The sequence below is a fragment of the Streptomyces virginiae genome (assembly GCF_040638905.1).
GTDB lineage: Bacteria > Actinomycetota > Actinomycetes > Streptomycetales > Streptomycetaceae > Streptomyces > Streptomyces virginiae_B.
The window spans coordinates 41,725-52,536 of the sequence record NZ_JBEZYV010000042.1; the positions used below are offsets into that span (position 1 = coordinate 41,725).

Below are 10,812 nucleotides of genomic sequence, written 5' to 3' on the forward strand. Positions count from 1 at the left end.
GACTTCCGCCGCGCCGATGAGTCGGCGGGCTCGCGCCGGTCTATCCATTGACGGAGAAGACCGACTCACCTGGAGCACGTCATGGGACTCATCCACATCGAGCTGTTCGCGACCCTCGACCTCGTCGGCCAGGCGCCCGGCGGCCCCGACGAGGACCCGGACGGATTCCCGTTCGGCGGCTGGCAGGCGCCCCTCCTGGACGAGACCGCCGGGGCGCAGGTCGGCGCCGCCTACGAGGGCACCGACGCCCTCCTGCTCGGCCGGCGCACCTACGACATCTTCGCCGCCTACTGGCCCCATCAGGAAGGCGGCCAGGACGACGACATCGCCACGCTCTTCAACCGGGTCCCGAAGTACGTGGCCTCGCGCGGCACGCCGGACCTCTCCTGGGCCGGATCCACACAGCTCGGCCCGGACCTCGCCGGCGCGGTGCGCGAGATCCGTGACCGGCACGAGCACATCAAGGTCGTCGGCAGCCTGGACCTCGTGCAGACCCTGCTGCGCGAGAAGCTCTTCGACCGGCTCGACCTCTGGGTGCACCCGATCGTGCTCGGCGTCGGGAAGAAGGTCTTCGACGGAGGCGCGGTGCCCACGAACCTCACGCTCCTCGAACCTCCGGCAGCCGGCCCCAAGGGCACCGTGTACCTGCGCTACGGACTCGCCGACGGCGTTCCCGCGACCGGGGACATGAGTGCACCCGATCGGGGTACCGGAAGCGACGGTTGAGGCGCTTGCGCCCCGCGGGTTTTTGTCCGCGGGGCAGAAGCCTTCCCCGGACCAGTGCCGTGCGCGGTAGCCTCCGCGAAAGGGCCGCCCTCTGGAAGAACTCTTCCGAAACCGCGCGTTCGCGGCGCGCCGCACTCGGAACCGACCTGGAAGGACACACGTGAAGGACTCGAAGGACAGGCTGGAAGCACTGCGGGCGGAGATCGAGCGCCGCAACCCCGCGCAGCCCGAGTTCCACCAGGCGGTACGGGAGGTCCTCGAAACGCTGGCCCCCGTCTTCAGCGCCCGGCCCGAGTACGCCGACCCTGCCCTGGCCCTGGTCGAGCGGCTCACCGAGCCCGAGCGGCAGATCGTCTTCCGTGTCCCGTGGCAGGACGACCGGGGCCGGGTCCACGTCAACCGCGGCTACCGCGTCGAGTTCAACAGCGCGCTCGGCCCCTACAAGGGCGGCCTGCGCTTCCACCCGTCCGTGGACATCGGCGTGGTGAAGTTCCTCGGCTTCGAGCAGATCTTCAAGAACGCCCTGACCGGCCTCGGCATCGGCGGCGGCAAGGGCGGCAGCGACTTCGACCCCCGCGGCAGGTCGGACGCCGAGGTCATGCGCTTCTGCCAGTCCTTCATGACCGAACTGCACCGGCACATCGGCGAGCACACCGACGTTCCCGCCGGGGACATCGGTGTCGGCGGCCGCGAGATCGGCTACCTCTTCGGCCAGTACCGGCGCATCACCAACCGCTGGGAGGCCGGCGTCCTGACCGGCAAGGGACAGGGCTGGGGCGGTTCCGCGATCAGGCCGCAGGCGACCGGCTACGGCAGCGTGCTCTTCGCCGCCGAGATGCTGAAGGTCCGGGGCGAGTCGCTGGACGGGCTGACCGCAGTGGTCTCCGGCTCCGGCAACGTCGCGCTGTACACGATCGAGAAGCTCCAGCAGCTCGGCGCGAACCCGCTGACCTGCTCGGACTCCCAGGGCTACGTCGTCGACGACAAGGGCATCGACCTCGCACTGCTCAAGCAGGTCAAGGAGGTCGAGCGCGGGCGCGTGAGCGAGTACGCGGCGCGCCGCGGATCCTCGGCGCGGTTCGTGCCCGCCGGCCGGGTGTGGGACGTGCCGGCAGACATCGCCTTCCCCTCCGCCACGCAGAACGAACTGGAGGCGCGGGACGCCCGTACGCTCGTCGCGGGCGGGGTCAAGGCGGTGTCCGAGGGCGCGAACATGCCGACCACCCCCGATGCCGTACGGATCCTGCAGGAGGCCGGGGTCGCCTTCGGGCCGGGCAAGGCCGCCAACGCGGGCGGGGTCGCGGTCAGCGCCCTGGAGATGAGCCAGAACGCCGGCCGGGCGGCCTGGAGCGCGCAGCGGGTGGAGGACGAACTCGCCGCCATCATGCGGTCGATCCACGCCGTCGCCCACGCGACCGCCGAGCGGTACGGCGCTCCGGGCGACTACGTCACCGGCGCGAACATCGCCGGCTTCGAGCGGGTCGCGGACGCGATGCTGGCCCAGGGCGTCATCTGATCCGGTGACCACGCCGCGCTCGTGACGTCGGTGGAGCGGCCCGGGACTCGCCTCCCGGGCCGCTTCGCCGTTGCCGGGGTGCGTGCGTGGGTACGGCCCCCGTCCCGGCGGTGACGACGGGTCAGGAGATGCCGTAGCGGGCCCCGATGCCCGCGACGAGCGGGCGCGGTCTCTCCTCGAAATCCGTGGAGACGGCGGCCGTACTGCGCGGGGACCTCGGGAGTCGCTGCTCACTCCTGCGAGGAGGAGCGGCTCCCGGTCACCGCCGAGATACCCAACCCCGCGTGCGCCTGCAAAGAACGTGCCTATTACACGCGGGAGTTCGTGAGAACGCGTGTGCGAGATGGAGAAGGTGTGGAGGGGCTATTGAGAAACCTTGTTGAATAAGTCCTTACCCCCGGTTCGCCCTTGATTTGCTCCTGTCAATCGGAACAGGGTTCTACAGAACGTTTGACGCCCCACACGTCAACACGAGGAGAACCCTCTACATGGCAACTCACAAGCGATCCAACGCCCTTCGCTACACGGCCATAGCCGCGGGAGCCGCGACAGCGGTCGCGGCGGCCCTGTTCGCGAGCCCCCTCGCGGGGGCGGCCGAACCGGCCGAAGGGATCGTGCACGGCCTCGGTGTCCAAGGCGCCGTGGACGGCAGCTTCGTCGTCATCCTCGACGCGTCCGCGAACAAGGAGGACCTGGCGAAGAAGTACGGAGGCAAGCTGGAGCGCTCCTACGGCTCCAAGGTCAACGGCTTCTCCGCGTCCGGCCTGACCGCGAAGGAGGCCAAGCGGCTCGCCGCGGACCCGGCCGTCGGAACGGTCGTGCAGAACAAGCGCTTCACCATCAAGGAGACCCAGGAGAAGCCCCCGTCCTGGGGCCTGGACCGGATCGACCAGGCCGCCACGGCCGGCGACCAGAAGTACACGTACCCCGACGGCGGCGGCGAGGGGGTGACGGCGTACGTCATCGACACCGGAGTCCGCATCTCGCACAAGGACTTCGGCGGCCGTGCCGCTCACGGTTTCGACGCGATCGACAACGACGAGACCGCCGACGACGGCAACGGCCACGGGACGCACGTGGCGGGCACCATCGCCGGCACCGCTCACGGCGTCGCCAAGAAGGCCAAGATCGTCGCGGTGCGGGTGCTGGACGACAACGGCTCGGGCACCACCGAGCAGGTCGTGGCGGGCATCGACTGGGTGACGAAGAACCACTCCGGCCCGTCGGTCGCCAACATGAGCCTCGGCGGCGGCGTGGACGAGGCGCTGGACGCGGCGGTCAAGCGGGCCATCGACGCCGGTGTGACCTTCGCGGTGGCGGCCGGCAACGAGTCCTCCGACGCCGGCCAGGGCTCCCCCTCCCGGGTGCCCGAGGCCCTCACGGTCGCGTCCAGCACCGAGGGCGACCAGCAGTCGGACTTCTCGAACTTCGGCTCGGTGGTGGACCTCTACGCACCGGGATCGGAGATCACGTCGGCCTGGAATGACAGTGACACCGGGGTCAAGACGATCTCCGGGACCTCGATGGCCTCCCCGCACGTGGCGGGCGCCGCAGCCCTGTACCTGGCGGCCAACCCGTCCGCGACGCCGGCCGCCACGGCCGCCGCGCTGACCGGGTCCGCGACGAAGGGAGCCATCAAGAACCCGTCCTCCGGCACCGCGAACAAGTTGCTGAAGGTCGCGCCGTAACGTTTCGGCAGACCCGTCGGGAGCGGCTCTCCGCACTGCGGAGGGCCGCTCCTCGGCGTCGAACGATCAGCCCGTCCGCCCCCGTCCCCGGCGGCGATGAGCACGACGTCGCCTTCGTGCCTGCGGCCTCAGCCGCGCTTGCTCTTCCCGTGCTTCTTCTTCCCGCGCCGCCGGACGACGGAGTCGGACTCAGAGTCAGAGTCGGAGTCGGACTCGGAGTCGGAGTCGGAGTCGGACTCGGAGTCGGACTCGGAGTCGGAGTCAGAGTCGGAGTTGGCGTGCGGATCGGCCGGGGCGCCGGCGGGGGCTTCCCGTTCCAGCTCGCGGCGGGTGACCAGGAGGGCCCTGCGCGCCTCTTCCCCCACGTCGGGGTACTGGGGATCGATGTCCATCAGGGTGTGCGCGAGGACGGCCGCCGCACAGATCCGCGCGAACCACTTCCGGTCCGCCGGCACGACGTACCACGGCGCCCACTGCGTGCTGGTGGCCGACAGCATCGCGGAGAACGCGTGCTGGTAGTCGTCCCACCGGCGCCGCTCCCGCACGTCGGCCGCGGAGAACTTCCAGTTCTTCTCCGGCCGGTCGATCCGTTGGAGGAAGCGGGCGCGCTGCTCCTCCTGTGACAGGTTGAGGAAGATCTTCACCACCTTGAACCCGTTGTCCGTGAGGTAGTGCTCCCACCGGTTGATCTCCCGGTAGCGGCGGTCCCACACGTCCGGCCCACAGGCTTCCTCGGGCAGCTTCTGCCGGACCAGGTTGTCGGGGTGCACCCGTACGACGAGGACCTCCTCGTAGTGCGAGCGGTTGAAGATGGCGATCTCGCCGCGAGCCGGCAGCCGCCGGGCGTACCGCCACAGGTAGTCGTGGTCGAGCTCCTCGGCGGAGGGCACCTTGAAGCTGCTGACCCGCACGCCCTGGGGGTTGACGCCGCTCATCACGTGACGGATCGTCCCGTCCTTGCCCCCGGCGTCGATGGCCTGGAGGCACATCAGCACGCCGTACGTGTCCTGGGCGGCCAGCCGGTCCTGGTACTCGGCCAGCAACGACACCCCGCTGCGCAGCAGCTCGGCGCCGTCCCGCTTCTTCAGGCCGGCCTTGAAGCGGGGATCGAAGTCGCGGTCGAGGCGCACGTGCGACCCCGGCTTCACCCGCAGCGGCTCGATGAAATCCGCGATGCGTTCGGCTCTCTCGTCCGACATCACCCATCAGTCCTTCGCTGGACCCGCGGCATGGCGGCGGGCGGCGTCGAGCGCCCGCCCCCGCCCGGGACCTCCACCGCGCCGGGCGCCTCGTGCCCATTGTCTGCTCGCCGGGCCAAGATCGCCCGTCCCGCCGGCACCGGGCATGCGCCCGCGCCCTCGCCCGTCCCGTCGCCCGTTCCGGTCCTCCGGTTCGCCGTCCGTCGTCTCGTCGTCCGGCCGGAGCGTGGCGCGGGCGCCGGGGAGGACCGGGGCGGTCCCGCAGAGGGCGGTGACGGTCTCGGCCCACAGGAAGGCGAGCCGGTCCAGCACGCACCCGATAGGAGGTGAGCCGGGTGCGGTGTTCCGGAAGGCCGCGAGGGCGAGCAGGGTTGCGGCCCTCCAGTCCGGGGCGGGCCGGACCAGGCCCTCACCGCGGGACGCCAGGTACCAGGTCCCGGTGAGTACGGACGCCGCAAGCGCCCACATCACGACCGTCATGAGGACCGCGAAGCAGAACCGGCTGCCCGACCGGACCGACTCCAGTGACGACCTTCACGTCCTTCGCCGCACGCCGTTCGTGCGCCCGGAACGACAGGTCGCCGACGGTCGCCTCGGTGGTCCGGCCCGGCCGGGGCGCCCGACCCGCAGCACGAGCTTCCTGGCCGCGGCGTCGACGCGTTGGACGGTCGCCCGACGTCCACCCGGTCCGGCGCTGTTCGATCCCACCCTGCGGACGGTGTCGATCGCCTGCCGCTCGGTGAGCTGCAGCCACGACCCCACGGCCACCGCCACCACGATCAGCACCGCGACGGGGCCGTTCGGCTCGACGCCGCCGCCGTACGGTCCTCGTCGACCGGTCCTCGTCGACCGGGCCGGCGGTCCGCCGTACCCGGGCGGGTGTGCCGGCGCCGGCCGCCGGACACCGCTCCGGGGTCGCTGATCCGCTCCACGTGCGGGCGTACGGTGCAGCCGGTAGCGTCGAGACCGAGCGTTCCGCCCCAACCGCTGCGGCCTTGCCCAGCAGGTCGGCCGTCGATGATGGCAGAGGAACGAAACCCATGCCGAAGCACACCATCCACGCGGTGACCGCCGCGGCCGCACTGGTCTGCCTGACCGCGTTCGGCCCCGTACCCGGCGGCGCCACGGGCGGTGCGCCCACAACCGAGGCCCCCGCGCCCGGCGGTACCCCGCCATCGGACTCGCGGTCCCCCGGCCCCGGCCAGGCGGCCGCGGCCCGTTTCGTGCCCGGCCCCTGCCCGAAGCCGCCCGAGCCCATCGAGGCCCTGGGCGACGCACTCTGCGGCCATCTGGAGGTCCCCGAGAACCGCTCCCGCCCAGGCGGCCGGACCATCAAACTGGCCGTCGCCGTCATTCCGGCCCTCCACCCGGCGAAGCCCGCACAGGTCCCCGTGGTGTTCATGGCGGGCGGCCCCGGCGCCGACACCTTCGACGACATTCCCTTCCTCGTCGACTCCGGCCTGAACAAGGACCGCGACCTGATCATCATGGCCCAGCGCGGCAACCTCTACGACCAGCCGAACCTCGCCTGCCCGGAGGTCGACCGCTTCAACGAGCAGGCCGTCGGCCTCGGCTACGACTCGGACCAGGCCGAACAGCTCATGCTGAAAGCCGTCAAGGACTGCCGCGGCCGCCTCACGGCCCAGGGCGTCGACCTGAGCGCCTACAACACCACGGAGAACGCCGCCGACTTCGCCGACCTGCGCAAGGCGCTGAAACTGCGTCAGTGGAACGTCTACGGCTACTCGTACGGCAGCAACCTGGCCCTCACGTACCTGCGCCTGCACCCCGAGGGCATCCGCGCGTTCGCGATCGACTCGATCACGCCTCCCCAACACGTGACCCTGCCGTGGACATGGGCCAGCACGGCCGAGGGCATCGACAACATCATCGAGGCGTGCGCGGCACAGCCCGCCTGCAAGGACCGTTACCCGGACTTCCGCCGGATGCTGACCGAACAGGTGCGCCGGCTGGAGGCCCGTCCCCTGACGCTGAACGTCGAGCCGCCCGGCGGGGGCGAGCCCGTCACGGTCGTCCTCGACGGCGGTGCCCTCCTGAACCTGATCGTCGCCTTCTCCCCCCGGCCCGAGGACCTGCCGGCGGCGCTCGACGAGCTCGCGGCCGGCAACCCGGAGCGCTTCGCGAAGGCCCGCGCGGCCGGATCGGTCCAGAAGACCGGCGAGTTCGCACACGGCCTGACGCAGTCCGTGGTGTGCGGCGAGTGGGCGCCGGGGTTCTCGGAGACCGACGTGCTGAACGCCGGTCGCAAGGTCTATCCCGAGTGGCCGGACACGGTCCTCGCCCAGGTGCCGCAACTTCCCTTCCAGTACCCGGCGTGCCGGACCTGGGACGTCGCGGACCGCGCGGCCGCCCAGCGGGTGCCCACGGTCAGCTCGGTGCCCGCGCTCGTCATCTCCGGCACGTTCGACGTGAAGACGGGGGCGAGCTGGGCGAAGGACGTGGCCCGCAACCTGTCCCGTTCAACCTCCGTGCTTGTCCCCGGAATCGGCCACTGGGTGGTCCCGCAGTCGCCCTGCGCGCAGAGTGTCCTGGCCTCGTTCTTCGCTCATCCGACCGCCCCGCCCGACACCAGCTGCGTGGACGACGTGGAGCCCAAACCGTTCACGATCATTCCCGAATGACCGGGAGGGCAGATGACCCACGCCCGTGCGCCCCGCCGTCCCCGCTCCGCCGGAAGGCTCCTGGCTACGTCGTCGGCCGGCCTCGCGGCCGCCCTCCTCGTCGCGGGCTTGCTCGCGGCGCCCGCCCGGGCGCAGAGCAGCCCCGGCACCGGCCCCGACCCCACCCCCGGAGCGCCGACCGGCACCGTCGCCCGGACCGTGGGTGACGCCGCCTTCGAACCGGGCCCCTGCCCGAAGACACCGGAACCGATCGAGGCCCTCGAAGGGGCCCGCTGCGGAACGCTCACCGTGCCCGAGAACCGGGGGAAGCCCGACAGCCGCTCGATCCGGCTCGGCGTCGCGATCGTCCCGGCGGCGACCGACGCACCGAAGGCCGACCCCATCGTCTGGCTCGCGGGCGGCCCCGGGGACGACGCGGTGGGGGAGGCGAAGATGGCGATCGACGGTGGCCTGAACCGAGACCGCGACGTGATCTTCATGTCCCAGCGCGGGACGTACTCGGCCGACCCGAACCTCCTGTGCCCCAACATCGACGAGTTCAACGCACGCGCGGTCGGCCTGCCGTACGACGCCCCGGCCACCGAGCGCCTGCACGTCGAGGCCACGAAGGCCTGCCGCGACCAGCTCGCGGCCCGCGGGATCGACCTCAGCGCCTACAACGACATCGAGAGCGCCGCCGACTACGAGGACCTGCGCAAGACGCTGGGCATCGAGAGGTGGAACCTCTACGGCATCTCCTACGGCACCCACCTGGCCCTGGTCTACATGCGCCTGCACCCCGAAGGACTCCGCTCGGTGGGCATCGACGGCATCCTCCCGCCGTCCAGGGCCGGCTCGGCGGCGACCTGGAGCAGCGCCAAGCAGGGATTCGACGGCCTGTTCAAGGCCTGCGCGGACCAGCCGGCGTGCAACAAGCGCTATCCGAACCTGTCGGCGACCTTCGACAGGCTCGTCCGCCAACTCGAGGCCGAGCCGGTCACCACCACCGTCACGCTCCCCGGGAGCGACAAGCCGGTGAAGGTCGTACTCGACGGCGGAGCCCTGGTGAACTGGATGACCTCGGCCACCCACGTGGCGCCCCAGGTACCTGCCGCCCTCGACGAGCTGGCGAACGGCAAGCCGCAGCGGATCGCCCAGCAGTGGGCGGGCGGCAAGCTCAGCCCCCAGGCCATGGGCAGGATCGCGCACGGTCTCGTCTACGGCGTCTTCTGCAGTGAGTGGACGCCGTACGAGACCCAGGAGCAGGCGCTCCGGGGCGGCCAGGAGACCTTCCCGTCCTTCCCGCCCTCGGTGCAGGCACAGGCGCCGCAGCTCACCTTCCTCCGTCCGGACTGCGACGTCTGGAACGTCCCGGCGGCGCCACGCTCCATCCGTGACGCCACGCGCGGCGACGTCCCGACCCTCGCCCTGTCGGGCGGTTTCGACTCCCAGACCGGTGCGGACAACGGTGAGTACGTCGCCAGTACGCTGGGCAAGGCCAAGGCCGTCACGGTCCCGTACGAGCCGCACGTGGTGTTCGCGACGTCGAAGTGCGCGCAGGAGATCGCCGTGTCGTTCTTCGACAACCCTGCGGCACCGGACACCGCATGCCTGAAGAACCTGAAGGCACCCGAGTTCGAGATCGCCCCCTGATCCGGCCCTGTGGGCCTGTCCGGCCCTGTCCGACGGTCCCGGCAGAATCCTGCTCTCGCCCCCAGGTGTTCGCGGCCGCCCGTACGCGGCCGGCCGCGTACGGGCGGCCGGAATCGGCCGCGCCGGGGCGAAAGAATATCTGTGCTCGCGCTCTGAGAATTGAGCGGATCCCGCAGGGAGATTTTCTGGGCTCCGCCCGCTGCTGTAATTCTCGGTCGTACGCAACCGTCCATGACGTGCTACTGTCGATCTCGGTTGCAGTTTTGGTACCCAAAAACTTCAGGCGTCTCCGGCCGGCCATCGCGCCGCAGGGGGCGCTTCGTATTTCCGGTCATTTTCCGGTGGGGCATCATCGCGGCGACACGGTGTTCGCACGGTGCGGACGCCGTTGTACTGCCCCAAAGGAGATATGACATGGCTACAGGCACAGTGAAGTGGTTCAACGCGGCCAAGGGTTTCGGCTTCATCGAGCAGGACGGTGGCGGCCCCGACGTGTTCGCCCACTTCTCGAACATCGCCGCCCAGGGCTTCCGTGAGCTGAACGAGGGCCAGAAGGTCAACTTCGACATCGCGCAGGGTCAGAAGGGCCCGACGGCCGAGAACATCGTTCTCGCCTGACGCTGACGCGTGCTTCGTAGCTGGGGCCCGCATCCCTCGGGGTGCGGGCCCCAGCTGCACGTATTTCCGCAGTGGTTCGACCTGCGAGAACGTAGCATTTCGGGGATGCCGCCGCCTCTGCGCCGCCCCCGTTGTTTTTCCGGATCTGCTTCCGGAGACATCACCTGTTTCAGCGATTGTGCCGGCACGGATTCTCCGCGCTCACGTCGGCTGTCGCAATTCATTTCGGCTCGTTCTCGTGATTCCCCGCGATGTTCTTCCGTGGAGGGAATTCCTTGATGCGTGCCGTATCAAGGAAGGTTCTGCATGAACCCCACACGTACGAACAACCGTTCTTCCCGTACCCGAGGCCGCAGCGGCGGCGCCGCGTTCGACTCCGCGTCCGGCTCCGGTTCGGGCCGGGGCAGCCGCTTCGGTTCGTCCGCCCCGAGCCGTTCGTCCGCACCGAGCCGTTCGGGGGGCCCGAGCCGCTCGGGCGGCGGCTACGGCCGGCGGCCCGCCGCGGTGGGCGGTGAGTTCGCCCTGCCCAAGACGATCACTCCCGCGCTGCCCGCCGTCGAGGCGTTCGCCGATCTCGACATGTCCGCCGAGCTGCTGGCCGCGCTCGGGGCCCAGGGGCTGTCGGTGCCGTTCCCGATCCAGGGCGCGACCCTGCCGAACTCCCTCGCCGGCCGTGACGTCCTCGGCCGAGGACGTACCGGCTCCGGCAAGACCCTGGCCTTCGGCCTGGCCCTCCTGGCCCGTACCGCCGGACGGCGCGCAGAGCCGCGCCAGCCCCTGGCGCTGGTCCT

9 protein-coding genes are annotated in these 10,812 nt (G+C 70.7%); 7 read left to right on the plus strand and 2 right to left on the minus strand.

Annotated features, from left to right (window positions below):
- The first annotated feature begins 81 nt into the window (after positions 1-81).
- The 3 genes from AB0F82_RS34020 to AB0F82_RS34030 all read left to right on the plus strand — a co-directional run bounded on the left by AB0F82_RS34020 (position 82) and on the right by AB0F82_RS34030 (position 3,930).
- Positions 82-726: a dihydrofolate reductase family protein gene (locus AB0F82_RS34020; protein ID WP_362634655.1), complete on the plus strand. Its 645-nt coding sequence runs from the start codon at positions 82-84 to the stop codon at positions 724-726.
- A gap of 160 nt (positions 727-886) precedes the next feature.
- Positions 887-2,242, plus strand: coding sequence for an NADP-specific glutamate dehydrogenase (gene gdhA, locus AB0F82_RS34025; protein WP_362634657.1), 1,356 nt, complete (start codon positions 887-889; stop codon positions 2,240-2,242).
- 488 nt (positions 2,243-2,730) lie between these two features.
- Complete coding sequence (locus AB0F82_RS34030; RefSeq protein WP_362634660.1) at positions 2,731-3,930, plus strand: S8 family peptidase; 1,200 nt, start codon at positions 2,731-2,733, stop codon at positions 3,928-3,930.
- 128 nt (positions 3,931-4,058) lie between these two features.
- On the opposite strand, the gene AB0F82_RS34035 is transcribed toward AB0F82_RS34030, so the two are convergent.
- A complete protein-coding gene (locus AB0F82_RS34035) occupies positions 4,059-5,129 on the minus strand; it encodes a polyphosphate kinase 2 family protein (protein ID WP_362634663.1) in 1,071 nt (356 codons plus the stop codon).
- Positions 5,130-5,135: 6 nt separating this feature from the next.
- On the minus strand, positions 5,136-5,654 hold the full coding sequence (locus AB0F82_RS34040; RefSeq protein ID WP_362634677.1) for a DUF4436 family protein: 519 nt from the start codon (positions 5,652-5,654) through the stop codon (positions 5,136-5,138).
- 515 nt (positions 5,655-6,169) lie between these two features.
- Here AB0F82_RS34040 and AB0F82_RS34045 point away from each other — a divergent pair.
- The 4 genes from AB0F82_RS34045 to AB0F82_RS34060 all read left to right on the plus strand — a co-directional run.
- The gene (locus tag AB0F82_RS34045; RefSeq protein WP_362634665.1) at positions 6,170-7,771 is read left to right on the plus strand and encodes an alpha/beta fold hydrolase; all 1,602 of its coding nucleotides are present in this window, start codon (positions 6,170-6,172) and stop codon (positions 7,769-7,771) included.
- A 12-nt stretch (positions 7,772-7,783) separates the two neighbouring features.
- Positions 7,784-9,403 carry an alpha/beta fold hydrolase gene (locus tag AB0F82_RS34050; protein WP_362634666.1) on the plus strand — a complete coding sequence of 540 codons (1,620 nt, stop codon included), beginning with the start codon at positions 7,784-7,786 and terminating at the stop codon, positions 9,401-9,403.
- Positions 9,404-9,817: 414 nt separating this feature from the next.
- On the plus strand, positions 9,818-10,021 hold the full coding sequence (locus AB0F82_RS34055; protein ID WP_356813423.1) for a cold-shock protein: 204 nt from the start codon (positions 9,818-9,820) through the stop codon (positions 10,019-10,021).
- A gap of 306 nt (positions 10,022-10,327) precedes the next feature.
- The coding region (locus AB0F82_RS34060) for a DEAD/DEAH box helicase (RefSeq protein ID WP_362634669.1) at positions 10,328-10,812 on the plus strand (485 nt) is incomplete at its 3' end.

Bases quoted from the DNA above. Each gene is read 5' to 3' on its own strand.
- AB0F82_RS34020 (WP_362634655.1), top strand. From the start codon at position 82: ATGGGACTCATCCACATCGAGCTGTTCGCGACCCTCGACCTCGTCGGC.
- AB0F82_RS34030 (WP_362634660.1), top strand. From the start codon at position 2,731: ATGGCAACTCACAAGCGATCCAACGCCCTTCGCTACACGGCCATAGCC.
- AB0F82_RS34035 (WP_362634663.1), bottom strand. From the start codon at position 5,129: ATGTCGGACGAGAGAGCCGAACGCATCGCGGATTTCATCGAGCCGCTG.
- AB0F82_RS34045 (WP_362634665.1), top strand. From the start codon at position 6,170: ATGCCGAAGCACACCATCCACGCGGTGACCGCCGCGGCCGCACTGGTC.
- AB0F82_RS34050 (WP_362634666.1), top strand. From the start codon at position 7,784: ATGACCCACGCCCGTGCGCCCCGCCGTCCCCGCTCCGCCGGAAGGCTC.
- AB0F82_RS34055 (WP_356813423.1), top strand. From the start codon at position 9,818: ATGGCTACAGGCACAGTGAAGTGGTTCAACGCGGCCAAGGGTTTCGGC.